A 26,840-nucleotide genomic window follows, 5' to 3' on the forward strand; every position below is an offset into this window, starting at 1 on the left:
CTGCATGCCCGACGCGACGACTGCGCCGAACGACACCCGTACCGTCGCGCTGCGCCATCCGGGCGGAGAGCACGAGATGAAGGTAGTGCCGGCCACCGAAGGTGCGCCCGGCATCGACCTCGGGAAGCTCCTGGCCACAACAGGTCTGGTCACACTGGACAGCGGGTTCGTCAACACCGCGTCCTGTTCCTCCGAGATCACCTACATCGACGGTGACGCCGGCATCCTGCGCTACCGCGGCTACCCGATCGAGCAGCTCGCCGAGAAGTCGAACTTCATCGAGGTCAGCTACCTGCTGATCTACGGCGAGCTGCCGACCCAGGCCCAGCTGGAGGAGTTCTCCTCCAAGATCAACCGGCACACGCTGCTGCACGAGGACCTGAAACGGTTCTTCGACGGCTTCCCGCGTGACGCCCACCCCATGCCCGTGCTGTCCTCGGCGGTGTCGGCGCTGTCGACGTTCTACCAGGACAGCCTCAGCCCCTTCGACGCCAACCAGGTCGAGATCTCCACGATCCGCCTGCTGGCCAAGGTGCCCACCATCGCGGCGTACGCCTACAAGAAGTCCGTGGGCCAGCCGTTCCTGTACCCGGACAACTCCCTGGGCCTGGTGGACAACTTCCTGCGCATGACGTTCGGCTTCCCGGCCGAGCCCTACGACGTCGACCCCGACCTGGTGCGGGCGCTCGACCTGCTGTTCGTGCTGCACGCCGACCACGAGCAGAACTGCTCCACGTCGACCGTCCGCCTGGTCGGCTCCTCGGAGGCGAACCTGTTCGCGTCCATCTCGGCCGGCATCAACGCGCTGTTCGGCCCGCTGCACGGCGGCGCGAACTCCGCGGTGCTGGAGATGCTGGAGAAGATCCGGCGCGAGGGCGGTGACGTCTCCGCGTTCGTGAAGAAGGTCAAGAACAAGGAGGACGGCGTCCGCCTGATGGGCTTCGGCCACCGGGTCTACAAGAACTACGACCCGCGCGCCGCGATCATCAAGAAGACGGCCGACGAGATCCTCGGCAAGCTCGGCGCGTCCGACGAGCTGCTCGACATCGCGAAGGCGCTCGAGGAGACCGCGCTCGCCGACGACTACTTCGTCGAGCGGAAGCTGTACCCGAACGTCGACTTCTACACCGGCCTGATCTACCGCGCGATGGGCTTCCCGACGAAGTTCTTCACCGTGCTGTTCGCGCTCGGCCGGCTGCCCGGCTGGATCGCGCACTGGCGCGAGATGATCTCCGACCCGGCCACCAAGATCGGCCGCCCGCGGCAGGTCTACGTCGGCGCGCCGGAGCGCTCCTTCGTGCCGCTCGACCAGCGCTGACCGCGGTTCCCACCACGCTTGCGGCGCGATCAGTCCGCTCGGATGGGCCAGATCAGGGAACCGGCGCGGATGTCGTCCACGACCGTGTCGATCCAGGCGAGTTCGGCGCGGGCCTGGCCCAGCGCGTACTCGGTCTCGATGACGTGCAGCCGGGGCACGCCGCTCGCCAGCACGTCGGCCAGGGCGCGCTCGTCGGCGGCGATGCGGGCGGAGAGCCGGTGCCCGCGTTCGGTCAGGGCTTCGACGGCGCCGATCGGGCCGAGCGCGCCGAGGTGGGCGACCGCGCCGAGGAACTGCGTGAACTCCCGCTGCGGGGTGCGGATCTGGCTGTCCAGCCGGCGGACCAGCTCGTCGTGCCCGGCGTCGGTGAGGGCGTAGACGGTCCGTTCCGGGCGGTTGCCGGTGCGCTCCGTGCCCTGCGGCGCGACCCACCCGGCGGTGACCAGGGCCTCGACGACGTCGTACAGCGTGCCGCGGTTGATCGCGGCGGCGCGGTCCCCGCCGCGTGCCCGCAGGTCGGTGAGCATCTGGTACGGGTGCGTGGGGTGCTCCAGCAGGAGGCCCAGCACCGCGAGCACGAGGGGGTTGTCGAGCGCTCGACGTGGCATGGCAGAAATCTATCAGTCGAAATCGACTAATGGCGAACGAGCTGGTCATGCGAGGTGTCGGTCGCGCTCTTAGGGTCGGTCCGTGGACTCCTCGACCGTGCTGTGGTTCCGACGCGACCTGCGGACCGCCGACCACCCGGCGCTCCTCGCGGCGGCCGGACGGGCGTCCCGCGCGCTCGCGTTGTTCGTGCTCGACCCCGTGCTGCTGAAGGCCTCCGGCGAGCCGCGGGTCGAGTTCCTGCACCGGTGCCTGCGGTCGTTGGACGCCGAGCTCGACGGGCGGCTCGTCGTGGTCGCGGGCGACCCGGTCGAGGTCGTGCCGCGGGTGGCCGCCGAGATCGGCGCCTCGTCCGTGCACGTCTCCGCGGACGCCGGCCCGTACGGGCGCACGCGTGACGCGGCGGTGGCGGAGCGGGTCGAGCTGGTGCGCGCCGGGTCGCCCTACGCGGTCACGCCGGGGCGGGTCACCAAGGCCGACGGCACGCCGTACCGGGTGTTCACGCCGTTCCTGAAGGCCTGGCTGGACCACGGCGTGCGCCCGCCCGCCGGGACCGACGCGTCGTCGGTGGAGTGGATCCGGTCGGACATCGGGCGCGAGCTGCCGCCGGGTGAGGCGCTGCCGGACGTCCGGGCGCTGTGGGAGGCGTTCCGCGACGAGAAGCTGCCCGACTACGCCGCCCGCCGCGACCGGCCGGACCTGGACGGCACCAGCAGGTTCTCCGCGTTCCTGAAGTGGGGCGTGGTGCACCCGCGGACGTTGCTGGCCGACCTCGGGCGCGGTGCGGGCGCCAAGGCGTTCCGCACCGAGCTCGCCTGGCGCGACTTCTACGCCGACGTGCTGTGGCACCGGCCGGATTCGGCCCGCCGCAACTACAACCGCGCGTTCGACCGGATGCCGCTGGACGACGACCGCGACCGGTTCCGGGCGTGGTGCGAGGGGCGGACCGGCTACCCGTTCGTGGACGCCGGGATGCGCCAGCTGCGGCAGGAGGGCTGGATGCACAACCGGGTCCGCATGGTCGTGGCGAGCTTCCTCGTCAAGGACCTCCACCTGCCGTGGTGGTGGGGCGCCCGGCACTTCATGCGCCACCTGGTCGACGGCGACCTCGCGTCCAACCAGCACGGCTGGCAGTGGGCGGCCGGCACCGGCACGGACGCGGCCCCGTACTTCCGGGTGTTCAACCCCGTGACGCAGGGCGAGAAGTTCGACCCCGAGGGGGACTACGTGCGTCGGTACGTGCCCGAGCTGCGCGACGTGCCGGGCAAGGCCGTGCACCAGCCGCGCGACCCGATCGTGGACCACGCGCACGAGCGCCTGGAAGCACTCGCGCGCTACGCCGCCGTCAAGGGGTGAACGCCGTCAAGGGTTGAACGCCGCGAACGGCTACCGCAGCACGTCCCGCAGCCGCACGCGGGCGCCCGTGCGCAGGACGGCGTTCGAGTAGACCTTGCCGCCCAGCCACGTGATCGCCGCGATCGCGGCCAGCGCGAGCACGATCGCCAGCAGCACCTGCCACGTCGGCGCGACGCCCATCGCCATCCGGCCCGGCATCAGGATCGGCGCGAACGGCGGCAGCACCGACAGCACCGCCACCGTCGTGCCGCTCGGGTCGGTGATCATGAAGTTGATGCCCAGCATGAACGCCACCACGATCGACGTGCTGATCGGCATCAGCACCGACTGGAGCTCCTCCTGGCGCGACACCAACGACGCGGCGGCGGCGAAAACGGTGGCGTACAAGAAGAAGCCGAGCACGTACCACAGCAGGCCGGTGGCCAGCGCGCCGCCGGCCACGCCCGCGACGTCGATCACCCCCGACAACGACGCCAGCACCAGCCCGATGCCGCCGATCAGGAGCAGCTGCAGCAGACCCACCGCGCCGAGCCCGACGACCTTGCCCAGCAGCAACTGCCACGGCCGCAGCGTGGCCAGCAGGATCTCCACCACGCGGCTGGACTTCTCCTCCACCACGCCCTGGGCGACCATCGCGCCGTAGACCAGCAGCGAGTAGTACAGCAGCCCGGCGATCACCAGGCCGATCGCCAGCCGCTGGCCGCGCTGCTCGTCCTCCTGCTGCAACGCCACCACGTCGACGCTCGCGCGTTCCAGGTTGCGCGCCACCTCGGCCGGGTCCACGCCCGCCTCGGCGAAGTGCGCGTCCAGCACCTGCTGCTTGACGAGCAGGTCGAGGGAGTTGCGCAGGGAGTCGCCGAGCGACTCCTTCACCACCACGCGCAGGTCGTCGGAAGCGCCGGTGATCAGCGCGTCCAGCTCGCCCGAGCGCACCTGCCCCTCGGCCGCCGCCAGGTCGGTCACGTCGACCGTCTCCACCTCGCGGCCGAACGACCGGGCGGTCTGCTTCAACGGCTCCGCGAGCACGGTGGCCTGACCGCTCAGCGCGACCCGGTCGCGACCGGCGTCGTCGAACAGCAGGGCTTGCAGCAGCACGTACCCGGCCAGCAGGGCGACGATCAGCAGCGTGCCCCACAGGAACGACTTCGTGCGCACCTTGCCCAGGAACTCCCGGCGCGAGACCAGGAACACCGCCCGACGGGGGGTGAGGCTGCTCATGCGGCGGACTCCTCGGTCACCACGCTGCGGAACAACTCGGTCAGCGACGGCCGCTGCCGGGCGAACTCGTGCACCGGGCCCGTGTCCAGGGCGGCGCGCAGCACGGCCTGGTCGTCCACGTCCGACGTGACCTCGAGGACCGTGCGGCCGGTCGACGTGTGCGCCGAGCGCACGCCCGGCAGGTGGTCGGCCCAGCCCACGGGCGCCAGCGGCGCGTCCACGACGAGCTTCGACTCGCCGCCGGCGCGCAGCTCGTCCACCGAACCGGACGCCACGAGCGTGCCGCTGCGGACGATGCCCACCCGGTCGCACAACCGCTCGACCAGGTCGAGCTGGTGGCTGGAGAACACCACCGGCACGCCGCTCGCCGCCTTCTCGCGCAGCACGGTGCTCATCACGTCCACCGCGACGGGGTCGAGGCCGGAGAACGGCTCGTCCAGCACGAGCACGTCCGGCTCGTGCACCAGCGCCGCGGCCAGCTGCACGCGTTGCTGGTTGCCCAGGCTCAGCTTCTGCACCTCGTCGCCGCGGCGGTCGCGCAGGCCGAGGCGGCCGATCCAGTCCTCCGCCGAGCGGTGCGCGGCGTTGGTCGACAGGCCGTGCAGCTCGGCGAGGTAGACGAGCTGGTCGAGCACCTTCATCTTGGGGTAGAGCCCGCGTTCCTCGGGCATGTAGCCGATCCGGCGGCGGGTCTCGAAGGTGATCGGCGCGCCGTTCCACCTGACCTCGCCCGAGTCCGCGGCCAGCACGCCGAGCGCGATGCGCATCGCGGTGGTCTTGCCCGCGCCGTTGCTGCCGACGAACCCGTACAGCTCGCCCGCGCGGACGTCGAAGGTCATCCTGTCGAGCGCGACGACCTCCCCGTAGCGCTTGGAGACGCGGTCGACCTCCAGCACTCCCTGTGCCACGTGCTCTCCTCCTGTCGTGACCGGTCGTGCTAGCCGTAGACCTGCGTGGACAGCGGCGCGAACGGCGTGCGGCTGAACACCGCCTCGACCGGCAGGCCGAACACGTCGCAGATCCGCAGCGCCAGGTCGAGGCTCGGGTAGTGGTCGCCCCGCTCCAGCGCCCCGATCGTCTGGGGGTTGACCTCGACCGCCGCGGCCAACCCCGCCCTGGTCATACCCCGTTCGACCCGGAGCACCCCGATCCGGTTGTGGATGGGTTGCCCGGGGCCTCGGCGCACCGGACTCATGCTACGAAGTGTTGCGAAAACCCAACAGAACGGCAAGTAAACAATTCACAGAATAGGCCGAACGGCGGTATCCGCGGGTCGCGCCCCCGAAGAATCACGTTTCGGTGAAACGATACGTCGCCGGGAACCGAATCGAGTGTCGACGGGTCGAATTGCGCAGTAGGGCCGCAAGCCCCGTTGCCGTGAGGGGTGAACATGGAGCCGGACCAGTGGCTCGCGCAGTACGGAGAGAAGATCGAGCAGGCCAAGCGGAACGCCGCGCAGGCCGAGTCGCAGCTCGGTGGCGTCGGCGGTAGCGCGACGTCGCCGGACGGCCTGATCACCGTCACGGTCAACGCCTCGGGCGCGTTGACCGACCTGATCCTGCGCCCGCAGTTGCGCGGCGAGGACCCCGAGCGGATCTCCGGCGCGATCATGACCGCCGTCGCCCAGGCGCAGCGCGCCGCGGCGGGCAAGGTCGTCGAGATCATGACGGAGTTCGTCGGTGACAGCCCCGCGCTGGAGTTCGTGAAGGCGAAGATGCCCAACGGCTATTCGGGTGACGGCACGGACGCCGTGGAACCGGAGCCCGAGATCCAGCGTCGAGACACCAGGCCCGATGACGACTACTTCACCAACCCACCCGATGTCATGGCCTGAGCAGGGGGTAGATGACCATGTTCGACTCGTTCAACGTGAACCCGGAGGAGATCCGGGCGCACGCTGGCACGGTCGACCAGTTGACGCAGCGGATGCTCTCGGCCACCAACACCGCTGACCCGTCGCTGTCGACCGACGCCTTCGGCGTGTTCGGCTCGTTCCTGGCGCAGTTCCTGCTCAAGGCGGCCGGCTCGTCCCAGGACATCCTCGGCCAGGCCACGGAAACCGTCGCCGACATGTGCCAGGGCCTCAAGGAGGTCGCCGACCTCTACGAGAACGTCGACCTCGACAACGCGTTCGGCTTCACCGGAAGGGCACGGGGATGAGCGGGCAAGCCACCACCACCCAGGGCCGAGACCCCTCGCACTTGATCAGCGACGTGCAGGGCACCGTCGCGGCGGTCGAGCGCGGCGACTGGGTCCAGGCCGGCCTCGGCATGGCGAACACCGCCATGGGCATCGTCGGCATGGCCAGCAACCCGTTGTCGGGCTTCCTGTCCGCCGGTTTCAGCTGGGCCATGCAGCACGTCGACTTCCTGCGCGAGCCGTTCGACGCGCTGCTCGGCGACCCGCAGGCGATCCAGAAGATGTCCGACAGCTGGGCGTCCGCGGCCAAGCAGATCGAGGGCATCGTCGCGGACTACCGGCGCACGTCGGTCGAGGAGACGCGGACCTGGCGCGGTCGTTCCGCCGACGGCTACCGGGCGGCGAGCAAGCGGCACGCGGCCGGGCTGGAGACGCTGTCCAAGGCCACGCAGGGCATCTCGCGCGCGGCCAAGGGCGCGGGCGAGCTGGTGGCGACCGTGCGCAAGACCATCATGGACCTGATCAGCCAGGCCGTGTCCGAGATGGTCATGAAGATCATCCAGTGGTTGGCGGCGTCGTTCCTGACCTTCGGCGCGGCCATCGGCGCGGCGATCGCGGACATCGTGCAGATGGCGTGCAACTACGCCAAGAAGCTCGCCGACTTCCTGCAGAAGCTCGGCAACTCGCTCAAGAAGCTGATCGACCTGATCAAGTCGGTCGCGCAGATCGCCCAGACCGCCAAGCAGATCCTGCAGGCGATCACCGCGATGACGTCGTCCAACAAGGGCGGCGGCGGTGGCGGCTCGGGACCGCGGTTGTCGCAGGGTGGCCTCGGGCTCGACGAGCGGCAGCTCAACGAGATGGACCGGGGCGCGAACGACCGGTACACGAACAACCCCGGTGGTGGCGGCGGTGGGTCGACCATCCCGTCCGGCGGTCCGAGCCCGATCGGTCCCGTCGTGAGCCAGCCGCCGCGGGTGGGCACCGGCTACGGGCCGGGCACGGGTGGCGTGACGGAGCCGGGTCGTGCGTACCCGGGCGGTCCGAGCGGTCCCGTGGTGAGCCAGCCGCCGCGGGTGGGCACCGGTGGCGGCTCCGGTGGTTCCGGCGGGTCCGGTTCCGGCGGTTCCGGCGGCGGCGGTCACTGGGAGCCGGGTCGGTGGGTGCCGGGCGGTTCCGGTGCGGGCACCGGCCAGGTGCCCCCGCCGCCCACGTTCCGCGACACGACTTACGCGACGGGCAGCGGCAGCGGTACCGGCACGCCTTCCGTGCCGACCATGCCGACCGTGCCGCCGATCCGTTCGACCGACCTGCCCACCGGCGGTGGCGCGGGTGGCGGTGCCGGCGGCTTCGGCGGTGGTGGCGGCGGCTTCGCCGGTGGCGGTGGCGGCGGTGGTGGTTTCGCGGGCGGTTCCGGTGGCGGTGGCGCCGGCGGTTCCACCCTCCAGGCCGGTGGCTCGTCCGGCGTGCTCGGCCAGTCGGGCGGTCCGGCGGGCGGCGCGGCTGCCGGCGGTGCGCCGGGCGCGGCCGGCGGACGTCCCGGCGGCGCGGGCGGCATGGGCATGATGGGCGCGCCGATGATGGGTGCGCCGGGTGGCCAGGGCGGCGACGGCAAGGACCACCAGCGCAAGGTGCGGCTGGAGGGCGAGCCCCTGATCGAGGAGCCGCCGAAGGCCGCGAAGCCGATCATCGGCGAGTGACCTGAACGCCAAGGGGACCTCCACTCCGGAGGTCCCCTTTCGCGTGCCCGCCCCCGTCCTGAACGTTGAACTCGGGGTACCTGAACGTTCGACACGTGGTACCTGAACGTTCGACACGCCCCAGGCGCCCCCCGGGGGGGCTCCAACAACCCCCTCACCCCGTCGCCCCACGCTCAGGTCAGGTTTGGGCGGCCAGTTCCTCGGCCACCTCGGCGGTGACGGCCGGTTCGGCGGCGGTGCGGTCGGTCGGCACCAGGCCGATGCGGGTGCGGCGGTCCAGGACGTCGTCGGCGGTCAGGGCTCCCTCGTGGCGCACGGCCCAGGCGACCTCGCCGACCTCGGCGACGTCGGGTGCTTCCGCGCCGTAACGAGCGACCAGGTGCGGCGGGCCGGTGGTCGGGCCCGCGCCCACCAAGGGGATCCCCGCGGTGCGGGAGCGGGTCGTGGTGAGGGCGGTGGCGTCGACGGCTTTGGCGGCCATGCTGCGGTAGGTGGTGAGCTTGCCGCCCACGACCGTGGTCACGCCGTCGTTCGTCAGCACGGCGTGGCCGCGCGACAGCTCGGCGCTGGGGCCGTCGCCCGTGTCGAGGAGGGGACGCAGTCCCGCGAAGGCCCCCAGGACGTCGGCACGGGTGAGTTCGCGCTCCAGGACCGAGGACGCGACCCCCAGCAGGAAGTCCACATCGGACTGCGGCACGGTGGGGACGTCCGGGATCGGGCCGTCCACCGGCTCGTCGGTCAGACCCACGTACACCCGCCCGTCACGTTGCGGCAGCACGAGCGCGTAGCGGTTCCGGGCGCCCGGAACCGGCACGGTCAGCGCCGTGCTCGACAGGCCGACGGTGGACGCGGACAGCACCAGGTGCGAACCCCGCGACGGGCGGAGCCTCACCTCCGGCGCCAAGTCTCCTGCCCACACACCGGTGGCGTTCACCACCGCACGCGCCCCGATGTGCAGCGACGCCCCGGTGAGCGTGTCGACCACGTGCGCGCCGCGGCCGGAAAGGGAGGTGGCACGGGCGCGGGTGACGATCCGGGCGCCGAAGCCGGCGGCGGTCCGGGCCAGGGCCACGACCAGGCGGGCGTCGTCGATCAGCTGCCCGTCGAAGCTGAGCAGGCCGCCGCGCAGGCCCGCCCGCCGCAGACCGGGGGCCAGTGCCAGCGCCTCCGCGGCCGGCACCCGCCGGGGACCCGGCAGCACGCGTGACGGCGTGCGGGCCAGCCGGCGCAGCACGTCGCCCGCACGCAGACCGGCCATCACCACGGGGTCGTGCGCCTTGCCGTGCAACGGCACCAGTTGCGGCAGCGCCCGCACCAGGTGCGGCGCGGTGCGGGTCATCAGGATGCCCCGCTCCACCGCGCTCTCGTACGCCACCCCGACCTCGCCCTGGGCCAGGTAGCGCAGGCCGCCGTGGACCAGCTTGCTCGACCAGCGGGACGTGCCGAACGCCAGGTCGTGCGCCTCCACCAGGCACACCGACAGCCCGCGTGACGCCGCGTCGAGGGCGACACCCGCCCCGGTCACGCCACCACCGACGACGAGCAGGTCGACGGGCGAGGACGCCAGGTGGTCGAGGTCCGCGCGCCGCCGCCCGGCGTTCAGAGAGGTCTTCACGACAGCGCCCCGTCCAGGTAGGCGGCCAGTTCGGCCAGCAGGTCCTCGAAGTCCAGGTCCGTGGTGGCCGGTCGGATCGAGAGCACCAGCGACTGCGTGGTCAGCAGCACGAGCCGGGCCTGGGCGGACGTGGAGCCCGGCCGGATCGAGCCGTCCGCGTGACCCTCCTCGATCCGGTCGACCAGGAACGCTTCGACCAGCCGCTGCGTGCTCCCCAGCCGTCGCACGAGGTACGGCAGCATCAGCTCGGCGTCCAGGTCGAGCACCCGCCGCATCAACGGGTCGGCGGCCAGCAGCCGGATGCCCGCGATGGCCTGCGCCACGAGCCGCTGCCTGGCGTTGTCGCCGGTCGCCTCGACGCGCTGGAGCAGGGCGGTGAACTCCCTGGTCATGAGGGTCCTGACCAGCGTGCCGACATCCGGGAACCGGCGGTAGAGGGTCATCCGGCTCACGCCGGCGCGCTTGGCGATGTCCGTCAGCGTGGTGCGGCGGACCCCGACCTCGACCACGCAGTCGCGGGCCGCGTCGAGGAGCGCGTCATCACTGTGACGTTGAGACGTCATGTGTCACACTGTAGCGGTGACCGAGCACATCGACCACACCCTCCGGGGCAGGTGGACCACGACCGAGGCCTCGCTACCGCCGCACGCGCTGAAGTGGCTGCGGGAGCGGACCGGGCTGGGCGACGTCCGCACGCCGGCCCGGCCGCCGGGGGTGCCGGAGTCCGGGTTGAGCACCGCCGCGCGGGCCGCGCTGGGCGAGGTCGTCGGCCCCGGCTACGTCCGGGTGGACCACGACTCGCGGCTGGGGCGGGCGGGTGGTCTGTCCTATGTGGACCTCTTGAGGCAACGCGGTGACGGCGAACTGGCCGTGCCGGACGCCGTGGTGCTGCCCGCGTCACCCGAGCAGGTCGTCGAGGTGCTGGCGGTGTGCGTCGAGCACGACGTGGCGGTGGTGCCGTTCGGCGGCGGCACGTCCGTGGTCGGCGGGGTGAACGCCCTGCGCGGGGACAAGGCGGCGGTGATCGCGCTGGACCTGAACCGGTTGGACAAGCTGGTCGAGGTCGATCCGGTGTCCCGGTTGGCGGTGTTCCAGGCGGGGTTGCCCGCGCCCCGGGCCGAACGGTTGCTGGCGGCGCACGGGCTGACCATCGGGCACGTGCCGCAGTCCTACGAGCGGGCCACCATCGGCGGGTTCGCCGCGACCAGGTCGGCCGGTCAGGCGTCGTCGGGCTACGGGCGGTTCGAGGACATGGTGGAAGGCGTCCGGCTGGCCACGCCGGTGGGCGAGTGGCGGTTGGGCGGTGCGCCGGCGTCGGCGGCCGGGCCGGACCTGAAGCAGTTGGTGGTGGGCAGTGAGGGCGCCTTCGGCGTCATCACGGAGGTCGCGTTGCGCGTGCGCCGCCGGCCGGAGGTCGAGCGGTACGAGGGTTTCGTGGTGGACGGGTGGGAGCGCGGGTCGGCCCTGGTGCGGGAGTTGGCACAGCGGCGGGTGCTCGCGGACGTGACGCGTCTGTCCGATGTGGACGAGACGGAGGTGTCGCTGGCGCTGGGCGGTGGGTGGAAGGTCAACGCGCTCAAGGGTTACCTCAAGGCGCGGGGCGTGCGGGAGCCGTGCATGCTCATCCTCGGTTGGCACGGCGCGTCGAAGCGGGAGGTCGCGCGGCGGAGGGCGGAGGCGCTGCGGGGCGTCAAGGCCCTGTCGCTGGGGAAGGTGCTCGGCGAGGCGTGGCGGCACGGGCGGTTCAACGGGCCCCGTCAGCGGGACGCGTTGATGGACGTCGGCGTGTGCGTGGAGACGTTGGAGACGGCCACGCACTGGTCGAAGGTGTCGGACCTGCGTGCCGCAGTGCGGGAGGCGTTGGTCGACGCGTTGGGCGAGTGCGTGGTCATGTGCCACATCTCGCACGCGTACGAGACCGGCGCGTCGCTGTACTTCACCGCGCTGGCGGCCCGGGACGCCGCCGATCCGATCGGGCAGTGGCAGGTCGCGAAGGCCGCCGCGAGCGAGGCGATCACCGGCCTCGGCACGATCAGCCACCACCACGCGGTGGGCGCCGACCACGTCCCGTACCTGGAAGCCGAGATCGGCGGGCTCGGGCTGGACGTGCTGGCCTCGGTCAAGCGGACGCTCGACCCGACCGGCGTGCTCAACCCGGGCAAGCTCCTCGCTGGCGACATCGGTGTCTCAGGGCTAGCGTCGCCTGGTGACCGGTGACCTGCTGATCCGTTCCGTGCGGCCGTGGCCGAACGCCCCGGGCGCACCCCTGGTCGACGTGCTCTGCGAGGGCGGGCACGTCGCGGCGTTCGGCCGGGACGTCGGCCCGCCGCCCGGGGTGCCGGTGGTCGACGGGCGGGGTGGCGTGCTGCTGCCCGCGTTCACCGACGCGCACGCGCACCTCGACTCCACCCGGCTGGGGCTGCCGTTCCGCCCGCACAGCGCGGGTGACGGGCTCGCCGGGCTGATCGACAACGACCGGCGCAACTGGCGCTCGGCGGAGGCGTCCGTCGCCGAACGCGCCACGCACACGCTCGGGCGGACGATCGCCTACGGCGCCACGCACGTGCGCAGCCACGCCCAGGTCGACGTCGACTCGGGGCTGGAGAAGCTGGAAGGCGTGCTCGCGGCGCGGGAGGCGCACGCCGGGCGGGCGCACGTCGAGGTGGTGGCGTTCCCGCAGTGCGGCATCCTGCGCGAGAAGGGCACCGCCGAACTGCTGGACGCGGCGCTGCGGGCGGGCGCGGACCTGGTCGGCGGGCTCGACCCGGCCGGGTACGACCGGGATCCGGTGCGGCACCTGGACGTCGTGTTCGGGTTGGCGGAGAAGCACCGGTGCGGGGTGGACGTGCACCTGCACGACGCCGGGACGCTGGGCGCGTTCCAGGTGGAGTTGATCTGCGAGCGGGTGAGCGCGCTCGGCATGCAGGGGCAGGTGACGATCAGCCACGCGTTCGCGCTGTCGAGCGTGGACGAGGAGCGGCGGGCGGAGCTGGTGGACCGGCTGGCCGAGCACGACATCGCGGTGACGACCGTCGCGCCGGGCGTGCGGGAGCCGTTGCCGTTGCGGCAGTTGCGGTGGGCGGGCGTGCGGGTGGGGCTCGGGCAGGACGGGATCCGGGACTACTGGTCGCCCTACGGCAACGGCGACATGCTGGACCGGACGTGGCAGTTGGCCTACCGCAACGGGTTCCGGCGCGACGAGCTGGTCGAGATGTGCGTGGACGTGGCCACCCGGGGTGGCGCGGCGGTGATGGGGAAGGCGTTGGGGCTCACCGAGGGCGCTCGGGCGGACCTGGTGGTCGTGCCCGGCGACACGGTGACGGCCGCCGTGATGGATCGCGCGCCGCGCACGCTGGTCGTGCACGAGGGGCGTGTGGTGGCGGCGGACGGCGAACTCGTGTGAAGCGCGGGGAACTGTCGGTGGTGCTCGGTAACCTGCGTGCGTGACCGAGGACATGTGGGACTGCTTCGTGGCCACTCCGCCGGCCGAGGTGCGGCGGCGGGCGGCGATCGTCGGCGAGCTCGCCGGGGTGGCGCCGGTGGTGGTGGACGGCGCGGAGCGGTTCGCGTGGAACGACTCGGGCGGGCAGTCGGCCGTCTGGTACTTCACGCCGGACGGGCGCGCGTTGCTGCTGACGTTCGACCACGAGTCGGACCTCAACCTGTACGCGGAGGGCGACTACGCGCTCCAGGAGTCGCTCTACCGCGGTGTGCCGGAGGACTTGGTGCGCCTGGTGCGCGACCGCCCGGAGAACTACGAGTCGCTGAACCTCGTCGACGAGGCCACCGGCAGCACGATCCACTACGCCGGCGGGGTGTTCTGGTTCGACGGCGAGCGGTGGCGGGAGGCCGAGGGGTTCCTGGCGCACTGCGCGGCGGAGGGCTTGGAGCCGATGGTCGAGTCCGGGTTCGGGTACTGCCTGGAGTCGTACCTGTTCGGGCGGGAGTTCACCCCGGACGCGGTGGTCGAGAGCCGGGCCGACTGGTACCGCGACGACGCCGCGCGGGCCGCCGCGCTGGGCGAGATCCGGGAGGTCTTCGCCCGGCACGGCGGCTGAGCCCGTCCCCTACAGGGTCACGAGCGCCTTGCCGAGGTTCTCGCCGCGCAGCATGCCGATGAACGCCTCCGGCGCCCGGTCGAGGCCCTCGGTCACGGTCTCGCGGTAGCGCAGCTCGCCCGAGGCGATCCAGCCGCCGACCTCGCGCACGAACGCCTCGCGCAGGTGCTCGTGGTCCCAGATGATGAACCCGCGCAGGGACAGGCGCTTGCCCACGGCCAGGCCGAGGTTGCGGGGGCCGGCGGGGGTGGTGGTGTTGTAGTTCGAGATCGAGCCGCAGATGGCCACGCGGCCGTGGTTGTTCAACGAGGCGATCGCCGCCTCCAGGTGCTCGCCGCCGACGTTGTCGAAGTACACGTCGATGCCGTCCGGCGCGGCCTCGGCGAGCAGGTCGGCGACCGGGCCGTCCTTGTAGTTGAACGCCGCGTCGAAGCCCAGCTCGTCCACCAGGTACTTCACCTTCGCGTCGCTGCCCGCGCTGCCGATCACGCGCTTGGCGCCGCGCAACCGGGCCACCTGGCCCGCGACCTGGCCGACCGCGCCCGCCGCGCCGGACACGAACACCACGTCGCCCTCCTTGAACGCGGCGACGTCCAGCAGGCCCGCGTACGCCGTCATGCCGGGCATCCCCAGCACGCCCAGGTACGCGCCGACGGGCGCGGCCGCCGGGTCCACCTTGGTCGCGTCGGCCGCGTCCACCGCGGCGTACTCGCGCCAGCCGAGGCCGTGCAGCACCGTGTCGCCGACGTCGAAGCCGGGCGCGTTCGACGCCACGACCTCGCCGACCGCGCCGCCGGTCAACGCCTCGCCGACCCCGTAGGGCTCCACGTAGGACTTGCCCGCGTTCATCCGCCCGCGCATGTACGGGTCCACGCTCATCACGAGGTTGCGGACCAGCAGTTGTCCGTCGGCGACGTCCGGCAAGGGCACGTCGACCAGCTCGAAGTTCTCACGGGTCGGGAAGCCCTCGGGGCGGGAGGCGAGGTGGATCTCGCGCGCGGTGCTCGGCAAGGTCATATCGCGTGCAACAGCGCGGCGTCGGGGTGCTGTTCCGCCGATCAGGTGTGACCTGGGTCCCGCAGCGCGGTCACGCTCCGGTAGGTGAAGCCGAGCCGTCGGTAGACCGTGATGGCGGCCTGGTTCCCCTTGTCGACCATCAGCCCGCACGTGCCGTGCTCGGCCAGCAACGCGCTCACGACGAACGAGCAGACGGTCGTGGACAACGACTTGCCGCGGTGGTCCGGGTGCGTCGCCACGCCCGCGACGAAGCCGACCCGGGGGGAGGGCCAGGCGTCCGCCGCGACGGCGACCAGCACGTCGTCGACGTGGACGCCCGCCCAGCGCGACGGTCCCGGCTCGCCGGGGCGCACCCAGGACTCGGGGTTCGCCTTGCGCAGCAGCGACTCGACGTCGTCCCGGTCCTGTTCGGTCAGCCAGCGCGCGCCGGGGGCGGGGTCGAGGGAGCCGCCGCGTTCCATCCAGCCGAACGTGCCGACGACCGGCCGGCCGAGCTCTTCGGCGACGGCGGTCGTCACCAGCGGTCTCGTGCCGGGGCGCGCGTGGGCGCGCAGGAGCGCCGAGACGTCGTCCGCCGGGCCGGTGAGCACGAGGCGGTCGAAGCGGTACAGCGCGGGCGCCAGGACGGCCACCGCGTCGCCGTGCGCCCAGGCCGTGCCGCCGCGGCCGGGCAGGAGGGACTGCGCGGCCCAGCGGGCGATGGGGTCGGGCGTGGCGGCGGACACGTCGGCGGGGGTGGGCAGAACGCGCATGACCGCATCATCACCCAAGAGCTACCCTCGCCCGCATGGACATCCGGCGGATCACGTCGTCGGCCGAGGTGATGGCCGCGGGGCACCTGTTCGACGACGTGCCGCGCGAGGACGCCACCCGCGCGTTCCTGGCCGACGACCGCCACCACCTGCTGATCGCCTACGTCGACGGCGAGCCGGCCGGGTTCGTGTCCGGGGTGGAGACCATCCACCCCGACAAGGGCGTCGAGATGTTCCTGTACGAGCTGGGCGTGGACGAGGCCTACCGGCGGCGCGGGATCGCGTCCGCGCTGGTCGACCGGCTGATCAAGTTGGCCGGGGAACGCGGCTGCACCGGGGTGTGGACCGGCACCGAGAAGGACAACACCGCCGCCCTGGCCACCTACCGCCGCGCCGACGCCGAGCTCGACTTCGACACGGTCGCCGTCTCCTGGGGCTTCTAGCGGAACAGGGCGCGCTTCTGCAGCGACTCCTCCAGCGCCCGGAACGCCAGGTCCAGCGCGGTGTTGTACTCGCGCTGGTCCCGCGGCGGGACCGACTCGTCCGGCGCGGGCACCGTGGTCATGGTGAACCACCGCTCGTCCCACAGCAGCCCGACCACGGCGTCCCAGTGCTCCTTGACGACCTGCTTGACCAGCTTCTCCTGGTCGATCACCTCGGCCATCCGGTCCTGCGACTCGGCCAGCCGCTCCAGCAGCTGCCGCACCCGGGCCCGGTCGGCGGCGCGCAACCGCTCGGCCGACTCGCCGGCCAGCGCGACGACCTCCCGGTACCGCTCGATCGCCGAGACCGCCTCGACCTCCGGCACGGCGTGCCCGCCGGTGCGCTGCACGGGCACGACCGATGCGTGGCTGATCATGGTTCCTCCCCGGTGTCGAACGGGATGACGACCTGCGGCCGCGAGTGCTCGAACCGGTCGAAGAACAGGCCGCGCCGCGGTCGCGGTGACCACGCCATGACCTGCTCCGGTCCGAACGACAGCAGTTCCTTGCCCTGGATGTCGAACGCGATCCACGCGCCGATGTCGTCGTAGACGCCCGGCGACAGGCTGTTCTTCAGCCGTTGCGCGCCGCGCCACCAGCCGAGCACGTGGGTGCGGTTCTCCGGCCCGTGCTTGAGCACGGTCCGCAGCCCGTCCACCCCGGAGGCCCGGGTCGTCGGGTTCTTCGCCTCCAAGAGGGTGTGCGCCGCGTCGACCGCGTAAACCACCAGATAGTGCGGCGGCAGCGGCGCGCCCGTCTCGCCGGTCATGCTCGCGGTGATCCGGGCCGCCGTGTCGTCGACCAGCGCCCGGACGCCGTCCAGGCCGACCAGCTCGACCGAGTGGCCCTCCTCGCCCAGCTGCTTGGCCAGCCGCTGCGCGTGCGGCCAGGCGTCCTCGGCCAGGCACGCGAGGGTGAACTGGGCGTCGCCCGGCCGGTGCTGACGGGCCAGCGACAGCGCCGCGCCGCCCAGCACGCCCGCCGCGTCGTCGGCCAGCGAGCCGAGCACCGCGATGTTGCGGCCCGGCGTGCGGGCGAACCGCACCTTCGCCGCGCTGCCCGCCACGTCGATCACCTGGCCCAGCAGCACGGTGGGGCTGCCGCCGTCGAACGGCCGCAACGCCCGGAAGTCCGCCAGCGCCCGCAGCGCGGGCACCTTGCTGCCGTCGAACAGGATCGGCTCGGCCAGGTCGGGCGGGCGCAGCCGGTGCAGCTCGGCCTGCAGGACGTCGAACGTGCCCTTGGCGGTGGCGTCCGGGATGCGCGCGACCTCGTTGCCCGGCCGCACGCCCGACTCGTGGTTGACCACGGCGTGCCAGCGCGGCAGCTCCACCGCGGCGTCGTTCTGCGGCTCGGCCAGCACCCGCCGCGCCTTGGGCAGCGCGATGCGCACGGTGAACTGCTCGAAGATCGCCGACTTGCCCCAGAAGCCCTCGATGCCGGACACGTCCTGGCTGGACAGCACCAGGTGGATGCCCTGCGACCGGCCGCGCCGCGCCACGTCCTCCAGCAGCTGGGTCGCCTGCGCGGTGACCTGGTCGCGTTCGCCGAACAGGTACTGGAACTCGTCGATCACCGCCACGATCCGCGGCCAGTGGCCGAGCGGGTCCTCCTCGCGCAGCTGCTCCAGCTTGGTGACCTCGTGCCGCTTGGCCGCGTCCGCCCGCCTGCGCATCTCGTCGGCCAGGAACGCCAGCAGCGCCACGCCGAACTCGCGGTCTGTGTTGACGTTCACCCCGACCAGCCGCGCGTGCGGCAGCCACGTCGGGTCCTTGCGGCCCGGCGCGAACTGCGCGAACGACACGCCCTCCTTGAAGTCCAGCAGGTACAGCTCCAGCTCGTCCGGCGCGTACCGGGCCGCAAGGCTGCCGAGCATGGCGTAGAGGAAGTTCGTCTTGCCCGAGCCGCTGGGACCGCCGATCAACGCGTGCGGCGACGTGTCGCCCAGCCCCACGTGCACCGGCTCGCCCTCCAGGAACCCCACCGGCGCGAGCACGCCCGCGGACGAGTCCTCCCGCCAGAAGCGCTCCGGCAGCAGGTCGGCGAACGTGCTGAGCCGGTTGCGGCGCTCCTCCCGCTTGTCCGCGATCGCCGCGCACGCTCGGGGCACCTGCGCGCGGGGCAGCGGCGGGTCGAGCGCGACGGTCACGTGCTTGCCGGTCATCGTGCACGTCGCGGACTGGTCGGCGGCGATCGTGACGGTCTCGATCGGCGAGTTGACCGTGACCGGGATGTCGACGATGAACAGCTGGATGCCGGCCGCCAAGCCGTTGCGCGCCACCCGTTGCAGCTGCTGCTGGTGCTCTTCCCGCAACGGCTGCCGGTTGCCGAACAGCACCGCCACCCGCCACGGCTCGGTGCGCCGCCCGCCCGCCGCCCGCACCGACTGGTGGCCCTCGGTCAGCACGCCGGTGTGCACGCGGCGGATGTGGTCGGACAGCTCGTCGAGCAGCTCGTGCAGCCGCGCGGGGTCGTGCACGGTCAGCAGGCCCGCCCTGGTCAACGGGTACAGGCCGGGCAGCGCGCCGGTGAGCTGGCCGACGTCCCACACGTGCACGTGCACCAGGCCGGGCTGGAAGTGGCTCAGCACCCGCAGCAGCAGCGATTCCACCAGCGACTCGGCCGCGGCCCGGCTCTCGTGGGTGGAGGAGACGTGCAGGTGCGAGTGGTCCAGCAGCGGCACCGCCACCGGGAACCGCTGCGGCTCGGGCGCGCCGCGCACCACGCCGGTGCCGATGCGCCACAGCTCCGGCACGCCGTCGCCGCCGTCGGCCGTCCCCGGTGTGCCGAGCCACGTCTCCGGCGGCCACGACGCCGGGCCGCCCGCCGCCGCGTCGACCAGCGCGGTCAGCTGGTCCGGGCCGCGTTCGGACCACTCGCGGAACGCCTCGACCCGGTCGATCAACGCCCTCGCCAGCTGCTGCTCGAACAGCGGGTTGGCCAGCGCGTCGGCCAGCAGCGGGTCGGCGAGCGCCCGGTCGACGCCGTCGCCGCGCAGGATCACCTCGAACATGTCGCGGGCGCGTTCGTCGGCGAGGAGGCGGTGCGCGCGCGAGGCGTTGCCCAGCGCGGCGGCGACCGCCTTGCGGAACTCCTCGAAGGAGCCCTCGATCCTCCTGCGGCGCTCGTCACGCCTGCTCACGTCACAGCTCCACGGCTAGGCGTTGGACCAGTTCCAGGCTGCCGACGATCAGCTCCAACTCGTCGGCGAACTTCTCGCCGGCCGCCACGAACCCGGCGGGCACCAGGGACTCGTGGTGGTCGGCGCTCGCCTCGACGAGGATCCCGACCGCCTCGTCCAACGCGTTCTGGGCCTCCCGAACGCTGCGGTAGGCGTCCCTGAGGAACTCGCAGCTCTGCTCGAGAGCGAGCTTGATCTCGCCTACCGAGGTCACGTCACAACCTGGAATTGATGCTCTCGGCCTGGGAGATCCCGGCGCCGAGGTGGTTCTGCAGATCTGACACGCCGCTGACCACCTCGGCGAAGCGCGCGTTGGCCTGCTCCACGTCGGCCTGGACGCTGCCCTGCGTGGCCGTGCTGAGCAGCGCCTGCGCGTCCTCGGCCAGGTCGGCGGCCTGTTGCAGGGCGTTCACGCTCTGACCCGCCTTCTCGACGGCCTGTGCGATCGCGGCGCGGACCTCTTCGATGCTGGCCATGTCGGATCCCGACCCCTCCTGGCGAAACTGCTCGAGTTCCTATAGTTGAAAGTAGTACCTAAAGTTTCACGATTCACAAGCAAGATCGGCTGACCGGGTGGCATTCGAAATCCACTCGATCGGGTCAGCGATGTGGATCTCAGTCGGGCACCGTCCACACGAATGCCGAGTCCGGTGTCGCTGTCAGTTCCAACGCGGCGATCCCCGCCTGCGGCACCGGTGCGGCCGACCAGCGGATCGACCCGGACCCGTCGGCCCACTCGACCTCGGACCACCCCGAACGGCCCAGCGACGCCACCGCGTCGTGTAGCGCGACCGTGGGCGAATTGGTGCTCGAGCCGAGGTCGATGTGCACGCTCAGTAGGTGCCCGTGGGGAGCCACTCGGGTGATCTTGCCACTGCGGGCGACCCGACTCGCTACCGCCCGCGCTTGCCATTCGGCGCCCGCGGACCGGTCGGTGGCCACGTCGACCCGCAACGACAGCCGCGAACCCGCCCTCGGCTCGGCCGCGTTCCCCCGTTCAGGCGCGGGTGCTTCGTCCGGTCGCACCTCGTCGACCAGGGGCTTGTTCTGCTGGGGGTCGCCGCCGGCCCACGCCTCCACCAGCAACCGCTCCGCGCCGGGCAGCAGACCGTCGAGCAGCGCCGGGTCGTCGAGCACCGTCCACGCCGTCGGCGGCTCGCAGGCCACCCTCGGCGTGGGGAACTCGTCGCCGAGCTGCCGGACGAACGTGCGCACCGCGCGGGCCAGCGCGCCGGCCACGTTCTGCGTCGCGCGTTCGCCGCTGACCCGGCTGATCGTGACCGACCAGCAACCCGGTTCCTCGTCGGAGCAGTCGGAGGCCCGCACGACCCGCCCGCCGACCTGGCGCAGCAGTGCGGAGCAGGCGGCACGCGCCTGCTGCTCGTCGTCGGCCGCCACCACCGCGGTGATCAGCAGCTCCAGGTCTTCGCCAACCATCTCGCCGCGAATTGTCCACGACACGCGTGTGGCGCGTGAGGGTGCCACTGATGTCACCCATAAGCAGGGACTTGCGCCCACCCCTCGTGATGTCCGCTGATCAGGCCGTTTTCGCCGCTCTAACCCCCGTTCACACGATGCGGTCGGCGACGACCGGTGACGTGCCGTGCGAGGTAACGATGTGAGCGCATGGCCATCTACGCCAAGGAGGTTCCACCATGCGCAGCATCATCCGACTGGTCGCCGCAGGCGCCCTCGCCCTCCCGATCGTCATCGGCGCCTCGGGAATCGCGTCCGCCGACGTCGAGTTCGACACGAACAGCGCGTCCGCCTCGGCCGACGGCGCCACCATCCACGACTTGGCATCCGGTGCCGACGGCGAAGGCGGCTCGTACTTCTTCGAGTCCTACGAGGTCGCCGGCCCGTACGGCGCGGGTTCGTTCTTCGTGCTGACGTACACGTACGACGGCAACGCGGGCTACCACGACGGATATGCCTGGTCCAGCCCTGACGGCGCGTGGACGGGGTCGACATCGGCGCAGGCCGACGACGGCTATGCCGGAGATGACGACGACTACGAGGACTGATCCGCGGCGGGGTGGGGCGGTGCCCGATCGGCCGCCCCACCCGTTCCGCCGCTCGACCCGGCGCGCGCTCGCGGTCGACCGCAACGCCACCGGGTTCGCCCGCGCCGTCCCGATCAGCCCAGTCGGAGCACCCGGCGCAGGAACGCCACCACGTCCGCCAGCACCTCGTCCGAGTTGATCTCGTTGAACACCTCGTGCCGCGCGCCGGGGTAGACGCGCTCCTCGAACAGCAGGCCGCGCAACCGGTCGGTGCCGGTGCGGGTGTCGGCCGCCGGCACCAGCTCGTCGGCGTCGCCGTGCAGCCACAACGTCGGCAACTGCTCCAGCGCGGGCCCGTAGTTCACCTCGTCCAGCGCGCGTTCCAACGCCTCCAAGGACTCCCGCCGGTACGGCCCGTGCCACACCAGCGGATCGGACGCGTACCGCTTGCCGACCTCCGGGTCGCGCGACAGCAGCTCCGGGTCCAGCGGCGCGCCGGCGTCCTCGGACCCGAGCCGGTCCAGCCCTTCCCACGTGCCCAGCACCGGCGCCGACAACACCAGCGCCGCCAACGGGTTCGACTGGGCGTACCGGGCCGCGACCAGCCCGCCCTCGCCGTGCCCGACCAGCACGGTGGGCAGGTCGGACGACGCGGAGCTCACCGTGGCGCCCAGGTCGGCCACCACGCCGTCGTAGTCGTCGATCACCGCCCGCTCGCCCTCGGACCGGCCGTGCCCGACCAGGTCGGACGCCACCACCAACGCCCCCGCGTCCACCAGCGCCTCGGCGACGTGCGCGTATCTGCCGCTGTGCTCGCCGTAGCCGTGCACGAGGACGGCGAGCCAGGCGGCGTCCAGGTTGGGCCAGGTGCGGACCGCGAGCTCGCCGGCGTGGCCGGGGACGTTGGACTCGATCACCTAGGCAGCGTAGAACGCGCTGATCTCGATCTTCCCGCCGGCGCACACCGGGCCCAGGCCCCACTGCAGGCTCATCGGCTCGGTCTCGTCGGGCGGGATCGCCGCCGCCCGCGGCGCCTCCGCCTGGCACGGTCGGTCGACCGGCTCGTCACCGCTGGGCACCACGGTCCAGTGCAGGTTCGCCGCCGCCGCCCTGCCGGGCGCGAGCACCACCGGCGACGGGGCCGGGTCGGGCGTCCGCCGGAGGTCGGTGGGCACCGGGTTGCCCGCCGCGTCCAACAACTGCAACCCGCTGTACCCGTTGACCGTGCACGGCGAAGGCCCGTTGTTGGTCACCACGAGCTTCCCGTACCGGTTCCCCGCGCCGGCCTCGGTCGACTCCACGGCGCCCGCCAGCACGGCCGCCGTGCAGCGGCCGGAAGCGGGCGCGGACCCCGCGGACGTCGCCGGCGCCGAAGAGGGCGGAACGGGCGGCACCTCCGAGGACGTCGGCGATTCCACCACGATGGTCGACTGCCGGGCCGCTTGCTGGGGGCTCCCGCACGCCGCAACCGCGACCGCGAGGGCGCCGAGCGCCACGAGTCGCCTCATGTCCACCTCCTGGCTAGGGAACGGGCCTCAACAGGAGGACGTACCCCACCGCCGGACGGTTGGGTGGATAGGCGAGGAATTCACTGGATCGGGCGCATCATTGACGCCTACCAACCCCCGCAGTGGACCGGACTAGGCCTTCTCGGCCCCTCCGTCACGAGCCGCCCACCCGCCGGGCAGCACCGGCATGTCGCCCACGCCGGCCGTCCACACGTACGTCCAGCACACCCGCCCGTCGGGCAACGTCACGCGCACCCGCCGGTACTCGTCGCCCTCGTACTCGTCCAGCACCGGCAGGGCGTCCTCCGGCCGTTCGAGCCGCAGCACGTGCCCCGGCACACCAGGACCGTCGCCGGGCCGCAACGCCGGATAACCCCGACCGGTGTCGTGCAGGGTCCCGGGCAACGACGCGGCCACCGGGTCGCCGCTCACGAACGGCTCCACGAGGCGCCACGCACCCATCCCCGGCTGGAGCGTCCCGTACACGAACAGCCGGTCCGGCCAGTCGTCCGCCGACGGGTCGCCGTGCACCGGCGTGACGTCCAGCCCGTCGCCGTCCGCCGGTCGACCACCGAGCCTGCGCGCCGCCCGCTGGTCCACGTCGGCGCACCGCACCGCGCGGCCGTTGACCAGCAGCGGCATCCGCCTCGTCCCCGCGCCGGTGTAGGCGAGCACGGAATCCACCACGCCACCGTTGAACAGCGTCACCCGACCCGTGTGCACCCGCACCAGCCGGTACCGCAGCCCCCGTCCCTCGCAGCGGTCCAGCACCCGCAGCTGCTCCGCGGTGGCGAACCACACCGCGTGCTCCTCCTCGACGCCCGGCGCGGCGGCGAGGGTGGCCGGTCGCTGGGCGTCGGTCTTGCGCAGTCCTGCGGCCCACACGGCGGCGAGCCCGTCGCACCGGGCTCGGAGCACGACCGCCGGGCCGGTCAACCCGAGCTCCTCGCGCAGCCACGTCACCTTGGCCGGGTTGGCGTTGGAGCCGTACGCCAACACCGGCATCCGGCCCGCGAGCGGCGGTTCGCCGTGCGCCGCGAGCCAGTCGTCCAGGTCCTGCCCGTCCGGGGCGACCCGCCACCCGGAATCGGCGCCGGGATCGGGCGTGACCGGCCAGCCGGCGCCGTCGAGGTGCACGAAGCAGTGTCCCGGCCGAGCTCCCGGATAGGGCTCGGCCGGGTGACTATCGTCCGTGAAGGGCTGCGTCATGGTTCCATTCTGGCAAACCACACCGGGAATTCACCGGTTGTTGGTTTCCGCTTGGGGTCAGACATCGGACCTCTTCGAGTACATCCATCTCCCCGTTTGCTGAGCGTTGCGTCAAAGGGTGGTGACAGATCGGAGGTGTGAACGTGACCTGTCACACGTTCTCGGCCCGCCGCGCGTCGTACTCCTCCTGTGCCGCCAGGAAGTTCGGCAGGTTCTCCTCGATCCAGCCGAACAACTCGCTGATCTGCTTCGCCGCGTGGGCGCCCAGCGGCGTGAGGGAGTACTCCACCCGGGGCGGGATCACGGGGTGGACCTCGCGGTGCACGAGCCCGTCGCGCTCCAGCGCCTGCAACGTCTGCGCGAGCATCTTCTCGCTGATCCCGGCCACCGCCCGGCGCAGCTCGCTGAACCTCTGGGCGCCGCCGTCGTCGTCCAGGAGCTTGCCCAGCACCAGGCTGCCCCACCGGCCGGTGGCGTGGTTCGCGATCACCCGCGTCGGGCAGTTGGGGTCGTATACGTCACCACGCAGCTCCATGACAAGCACTCTACCTGGGCACTTTCTCACCCGTAAGTACCACACTTCAAGGTAGGTACTTACGAATAGTTAGCCTTTCGACCTAGCGTTGCCCCCATGACGACCTTGATCACCGGCGCGACCGGCCACCTCGGCTCCCTGATCCTCGAGCACACCCGCACCCGCGTCCCGGCCGACCGGCTCGCCGTCTCCGTCCGCGACCCGAAGAAGGCCGAGGGCCTCGGCGTCGAGGTCCGGCCGGGCGACTTCGACGGCCCCCTCGCCGAGACGTTCGCGGGCGTGGAGACGCTGTTGCTGGTGTCGGTGGACGGGCCGGACGAGATCCGCGTCCAGCGGCACCTGAAGGCCGTCCGCGCCGCCGTCGACGCCGGCGTGCGGCACATCGTCTACACGTCCGTCACCGACGCGGACACCTCGCCGCTCGACCTGGCGAAGGTGCACAAGGCGACCGAAGAGGCGATCCGCGCGACCGGCATCCCGTTCACCTTCCTGCGCAACGGGATGTACCACGAGAACTACCTCCCGCAGGCGCCCGGGCCGATCGTCAGCGCCACGGGTGACGGCCGCATCGCCAGCGCGTCCCGGGACGACCTGGCGCTGGCCGCCGCCGTCGTGCTCAGCACGCCCGGCCACGAGAACGCGGTCTACGAGCTGACCGGCCCGCGGGCGTGGAGCTTCGACGAGCTGGCCGCCCTGGCGGGCACGACCCACGAGAAGGTGAGCGCGGCCGACCGCATCGCCGGGCTGAAGGGCTACGGGCTGCCGGACTTCGTCGCCGAACTGCTGGCCGACATCGAGGTCAACATCAGCCGCGGCGCGCTGGCCGAGGTCCGCCCCGACCTGGAGAAGCTGATCGGCCGTACCCCCACCACCATCGAAGACGCCGTCCGCGCCTGACCGGCGCGGCCCGGCGAGCCGCGTCCGGCGTACCCGGGCTAGCCGCCCGCCACCAGCGCCGCGTCGATCTCCCGGTGCGCTTCCGGGTGCTCCTCCCACCACTTCGCGTACCCGGGATTGCGGGGCAGGACCGCGCGGTACGCCCGGGCCGCGGCGGCGAACACGTCGTGGGCCCGGCCGGCGGCGGGACCGTCTCGGCGGGTGGCCAGCATCAGGTCCACCATCAGCGGCGCGCCGCGCAGCGGCCGGATCACGATCCCGTCCCCGCTGCGCGACTGGGGCAGCGCGAACGACACCGCCCCGTTGGCGACCAGGCTGCGGGCGGTGCTCGCCTCGTTCACGTGGTGGGTGAACCGGGGCGTGAAACCGGCCGCGGCGCACACCGTGAAGATCTGCAGCCGGTTGCCGACGAGCTCGTCCGGCGGCGCGACCCAGTCCCGGTCGGCCAGCTGCGCGAGGTCGACGTCGTCCTGCGCGACCAGCGGATCGGTCTCCGGCAGCGCCACGAACTGCGGCTCGCTCACCAACCGCCGCAGCTCCAGCCCGCGCAGCTCCCGCCGCTCCAGCCCTTCGAACCGGTCGATCACGCCCAGTTGCACCTGTCCCGACACCAGCAGTTCGAGCACGTCCGACGCACCGGTCATGATCTCCGTGCGGACCTCCGAACAGGGGATCACCCGGCGCAGCTCCGCCACGAAGTGCCCGAAGAACAACGTGGGCACCCCGCCGACCACCAGCGGGCCCGCCCTGCCGTCGCGGGTCCGCGCACGGGCGAGCGAGACCAGCTGGTCGACCTCGTCGAGCACCAGCCGGGCCGTGCCGACGACCTGCCTGCCGAGGTCGGTCGGCGTGGAACCGCCGGGGGTCCGGTCGAACAGCCGACCGCCGACGATCCGCTCGACGGTCCGCAGCTGGGCGCTCATCGCGGGTTGCGTGAGCCCCAGGCGTGAGGCGGCCTTCGTGAGGCTGCCTTCTTCCGCTATCGCGCACACCGCGCGGAGGTGGCGTAGCTCGAGCTCGGGCATAACGCTCTTCTATCCCCCTTTTGCATGAGCCGCCAGCCCTTCCGCCGGTCATAGTTGGCGGGGTTCCCTGCGATCGAGGAGATGCGGATGCGTCACGCGAGCCAGATCTACTGAAGCGGACTCGGGCCGTCCCGCGCCACGGGTGCCGGGACGAGCCAGGGGGTGCGAGGCGGACGTCCCCACCCCGTTCGGGGCCGCTGGTCGCGACTGCTCCAGTGAGC

General features: G+C 72.3%; 29 protein-coding genes. 11 read left to right on the top strand and 18 right to left on the bottom strand.

Annotated features, from left to right (window positions below; translation table 11 throughout):
• Nucleotides 1-4: 4 nt before the first annotated feature.
• Nucleotides 5-1,318: a citrate synthase gene (locus LNK82_RS27225; protein ID WP_230569850.1), complete on the top strand. Its 1,314-nt coding sequence runs from the start codon at nt 5-7 to the stop codon at nt 1,316-1,318.
• A 29-nt stretch (nt 1,319-1,347) separates the two neighbouring features.
• Here the strand turns inward: LNK82_RS27225 and LNK82_RS27230 are convergent, their stop codons facing one another.
• Complete coding sequence (locus LNK82_RS27230; RefSeq protein WP_230569851.1) at nt 1,348-1,926, bottom strand: PadR family transcriptional regulator; 579 nt, start codon at nt 1,924-1,926, stop codon at nt 1,348-1,350.
• A gap of 82 nt (nt 1,927-2,008) precedes the next feature.
• Here LNK82_RS27230 and LNK82_RS27235 point away from each other — a divergent pair, with 82 nt between their 5' ends.
• Complete coding sequence (locus tag LNK82_RS27235) at nt 2,009-3,280, top strand: cryptochrome/photolyase family protein (protein WP_230569852.1); 1,272 nt, start codon at nt 2,009-2,011, stop codon at nt 3,278-3,280.
• Nucleotides 3,281-3,310: 30 nt separating this feature from the next.
• Here LNK82_RS27235 and LNK82_RS27240 read toward each other — a convergent pair whose 3' ends face one another.
• Genes LNK82_RS27240 through LNK82_RS27250 form a run of 3 tightly spaced genes read right to left on the bottom strand, consistent with a single transcriptional unit; the run spans nt 3,311 to nt 5,693 of the window.
• On the bottom strand, nt 3,311-4,498 hold the full coding sequence (locus tag LNK82_RS27240) for an ABC transporter permease (RefSeq protein ID WP_230569853.1): 1,188 nt from the start codon (nt 4,496-4,498) through the stop codon (nt 3,311-3,313).
• Complete coding sequence (locus LNK82_RS27245; RefSeq protein WP_230569854.1) at nt 4,495-5,406, bottom strand: ABC transporter ATP-binding protein; 912 nt, start codon at nt 5,404-5,406, stop codon at nt 4,495-4,497. Before LNK82_RS27245 ends, LNK82_RS27240 begins: the two co-directional genes overlap by 4 nt.
• Before the next feature lie 29 nt (nt 5,407-5,435).
• Nucleotides 5,436-5,693, bottom strand: coding sequence for a helix-turn-helix transcriptional regulator (locus LNK82_RS27250; RefSeq protein WP_230569855.1), 258 nt, complete (start codon nt 5,691-5,693; stop codon nt 5,436-5,438).
• A gap of 195 nt (nt 5,694-5,888) precedes the next feature.
• On the opposite strand from LNK82_RS27250, the gene LNK82_RS27255 reads away from it, so the two are divergent.
• The 3 genes from LNK82_RS27255 to LNK82_RS47075 are packed head-to-tail and all read left to right on the top strand — an operon-like array spanning nt 5,889 to nt 8,337.
• Complete coding sequence (locus tag LNK82_RS27255) at nt 5,889-6,332, top strand: YbaB/EbfC family nucleoid-associated protein (RefSeq protein WP_053718681.1); 444 nt, start codon at nt 5,889-5,891, stop codon at nt 6,330-6,332.
• Between the two features lie 11 nt (nt 6,333-6,343).
• Nucleotides 6,344-6,658, top strand: coding sequence for a type VII secretion target (locus tag LNK82_RS27260; RefSeq protein WP_230569856.1), 315 nt, complete (start codon nt 6,344-6,346; stop codon nt 6,656-6,658).
• Complete coding sequence (locus LNK82_RS47075) at nt 6,655-8,337, top strand: WXG100 family type VII secretion target (protein WP_268997118.1); 1,683 nt, start codon at nt 6,655-6,657, stop codon at nt 8,335-8,337. The genes LNK82_RS27260 and LNK82_RS47075 overlap by 4 nt, the downstream gene beginning before the upstream one ends.
• Before the next feature lie 178 nt (nt 8,338-8,515).
• On the opposite strand, the gene LNK82_RS27270 is transcribed toward LNK82_RS47075, so the two are convergent.
• Both LNK82_RS27270 and LNK82_RS27275 read right to left on the bottom strand, forming a co-directional pair.
• On the bottom strand, nt 8,516-9,952 hold the full coding sequence (locus LNK82_RS27270) for a glycerol-3-phosphate dehydrogenase/oxidase (RefSeq protein ID WP_230569857.1): 1,437 nt from the start codon (nt 9,950-9,952) through the stop codon (nt 8,516-8,518).
• Nucleotides 9,949-10,515, bottom strand: a complete 567-nt coding sequence (locus tag LNK82_RS27275; protein WP_230569858.1) for a TetR/AcrR family transcriptional regulator — start codon at nt 10,513-10,515, stop codon at nt 9,949-9,951. Before LNK82_RS27275 ends, LNK82_RS27270 begins: the two co-directional genes overlap by 4 nt.
• A 16-nt stretch (nt 10,516-10,531) precedes the next feature.
• On the opposite strand from LNK82_RS27275, the gene LNK82_RS27280 reads away from it, so the two are divergent.
• Genes LNK82_RS27280 through LNK82_RS27290 form a run of 3 tightly spaced genes read left to right on the top strand, consistent with a single transcriptional unit; the run spans nt 10,532 to nt 14,010 of the window.
• Nucleotides 10,532-12,169, top strand: a complete 1,638-nt coding sequence (locus tag LNK82_RS27280) for an FAD-binding oxidoreductase (RefSeq protein WP_230569859.1) — start codon at nt 10,532-10,534, stop codon at nt 12,167-12,169.
• The gene (locus LNK82_RS27285; protein ID WP_230569860.1) at nt 12,159-13,355 is read left to right on the top strand and encodes an amidohydrolase; all 1,197 of its coding nucleotides are present in this window, start codon (nt 12,159-12,161) and stop codon (nt 13,353-13,355) included. Before LNK82_RS27280 ends, LNK82_RS27285 begins: the two co-directional genes overlap by 11 nt.
• A gap of 40 nt (nt 13,356-13,395) precedes the next feature.
• Nucleotides 13,396-14,010, top strand: a complete 615-nt coding sequence (locus LNK82_RS27290; protein ID WP_230569861.1) for a hypothetical protein — start codon at nt 13,396-13,398, stop codon at nt 14,008-14,010.
• 9 nt (nt 14,011-14,019) lie between these two features.
• On the opposite strand, the gene LNK82_RS27295 is transcribed toward LNK82_RS27290, so the two are convergent.
• Together LNK82_RS27295 and LNK82_RS27300 are read right to left on the bottom strand one after the other, a co-directional pair.
• Entirely contained in the window at nt 14,020-15,027 is a 1,008-nt protein-coding gene (locus LNK82_RS27295; protein WP_230569862.1) for an NADP-dependent oxidoreductase, read from the bottom strand.
• 41 nt (nt 15,028-15,068) lie between these two features.
• Complete coding sequence (locus tag LNK82_RS27300) at nt 15,069-15,779, bottom strand: GNAT family N-acetyltransferase (RefSeq protein WP_230569863.1); 711 nt, start codon at nt 15,777-15,779, stop codon at nt 15,069-15,071.
• 35 nt (nt 15,780-15,814) lie between these two features.
• On the opposite strand from LNK82_RS27300, the gene LNK82_RS27305 reads away from it, so the two are divergent.
• Entirely contained in the window at nt 15,815-16,222 is a 408-nt protein-coding gene (locus tag LNK82_RS27305; RefSeq protein WP_230569864.1) for a GNAT family N-acetyltransferase, read from the top strand.
• On the opposite strand, the gene LNK82_RS27310 is transcribed toward LNK82_RS27305, so the two are convergent.
• The 5 genes from LNK82_RS27310 to LNK82_RS27330 all read right to left on the bottom strand — a co-directional run bounded on the left by LNK82_RS27310 (nt 16,219) and on the right by LNK82_RS27330 (nt 20,879).
• Nucleotides 16,219-16,638, bottom strand: a complete 420-nt coding sequence (locus LNK82_RS27310) for a hypothetical protein (protein WP_230569865.1) — start codon at nt 16,636-16,638, stop codon at nt 16,219-16,221. The two genes, LNK82_RS27305 and LNK82_RS27310, sit on opposite strands and share 4 nt — an antisense overlap.
• Nucleotides 16,635-19,403, bottom strand: a complete 2,769-nt coding sequence (locus LNK82_RS47925; protein ID WP_230569866.1) for an FtsK/SpoIIIE domain-containing protein — start codon at nt 19,401-19,403, stop codon at nt 16,635-16,637. The genes LNK82_RS27310 and LNK82_RS47925 overlap by 4 nt, the downstream gene beginning before the upstream one ends.
• A gap of 1 nt (nt 19,404) precedes the next feature.
• Complete coding sequence (locus tag LNK82_RS27320) at nt 19,405-19,656, bottom strand: hypothetical protein (protein ID WP_230569867.1); 252 nt, start codon at nt 19,654-19,656, stop codon at nt 19,405-19,407.
• 1 nt (nt 19,657) lies between these two features.
• Complete coding sequence (locus tag LNK82_RS27325) at nt 19,658-19,918, bottom strand: hypothetical protein (RefSeq protein ID WP_230569868.1); 261 nt, start codon at nt 19,916-19,918, stop codon at nt 19,658-19,660.
• A gap of 139 nt (nt 19,919-20,057) precedes the next feature.
• Nucleotides 20,058-20,879: a hypothetical protein gene (locus tag LNK82_RS27330; RefSeq protein WP_230569869.1), complete on the bottom strand. Its 822-nt coding sequence runs from the start codon at nt 20,877-20,879 to the stop codon at nt 20,058-20,060.
• A gap of 218 nt (nt 20,880-21,097) precedes the next feature.
• Between LNK82_RS27330 and LNK82_RS27335 the strand changes: the two genes are divergently transcribed.
• Nucleotides 21,098-21,466, top strand: a complete 369-nt coding sequence (locus tag LNK82_RS27335; protein ID WP_230569870.1) for a hypothetical protein — start codon at nt 21,098-21,100, stop codon at nt 21,464-21,466.
• Nucleotides 21,467-21,579: 113 nt separating this feature from the next.
• Here the strand turns inward: LNK82_RS27335 and LNK82_RS27340 are convergent, their stop codons facing one another.
• From LNK82_RS27340 to LNK82_RS27355, 4 genes are all read right to left on the bottom strand, one after another.
• Nucleotides 21,580-22,362, bottom strand: coding sequence for an alpha/beta fold hydrolase (locus LNK82_RS27340; protein WP_230569871.1), 783 nt, complete (start codon nt 22,360-22,362; stop codon nt 21,580-21,582).
• Nucleotides 22,363-22,953 carry a DUF4232 domain-containing protein gene (locus tag LNK82_RS27345; protein WP_230569872.1) on the bottom strand — a complete coding sequence of 197 codons (591 nt, stop codon included), beginning with the start codon at nt 22,951-22,953 and terminating at the stop codon, nt 22,363-22,365.
• Nucleotides 22,954-23,085: 132 nt separating this feature from the next.
• The gene (locus tag LNK82_RS27350) at nt 23,086-24,090 is read right to left on the bottom strand and encodes a gamma-glutamylcyclotransferase family protein (protein WP_230569873.1); all 1,005 of its coding nucleotides are present in this window, start codon (nt 24,088-24,090) and stop codon (nt 23,086-23,088) included.
• Nucleotides 24,091-24,313: 223 nt separating this feature from the next.
• Nucleotides 24,314-24,697, bottom strand: coding sequence for a winged helix-turn-helix transcriptional regulator (locus tag LNK82_RS27355; protein ID WP_230569874.1), 384 nt, complete (start codon nt 24,695-24,697; stop codon nt 24,314-24,316).
• A gap of 96 nt (nt 24,698-24,793) precedes the next feature.
• On the opposite strand from LNK82_RS27355, the gene LNK82_RS27360 reads away from it, so the two are divergent.
• Nucleotides 24,794-25,594, top strand: coding sequence for an SDR family oxidoreductase (locus LNK82_RS27360; RefSeq protein WP_230569875.1), 801 nt, complete (start codon nt 24,794-24,796; stop codon nt 25,592-25,594).
• Between the two features lie 38 nt (nt 25,595-25,632).
• Here the strand turns inward: LNK82_RS27360 and LNK82_RS27365 are convergent, their stop codons facing one another.
• A complete protein-coding gene (locus tag LNK82_RS27365) occupies nt 25,633-26,619 on the bottom strand; it encodes a LysR family transcriptional regulator (protein WP_230569876.1) in 987 nt (328 codons plus the stop codon).
• Between the last annotated feature and the right edge of the window lie 221 nt (nt 26,620-26,840).

Origin of the sequence: Saccharothrix luteola (assembly GCF_020859565.1) — a bacterium.
Taxonomy (GTDB): domain Bacteria; phylum Actinomycetota; class Actinomycetes; order Mycobacteriales; family Pseudonocardiaceae; genus Actinosynnema; species Actinosynnema luteola.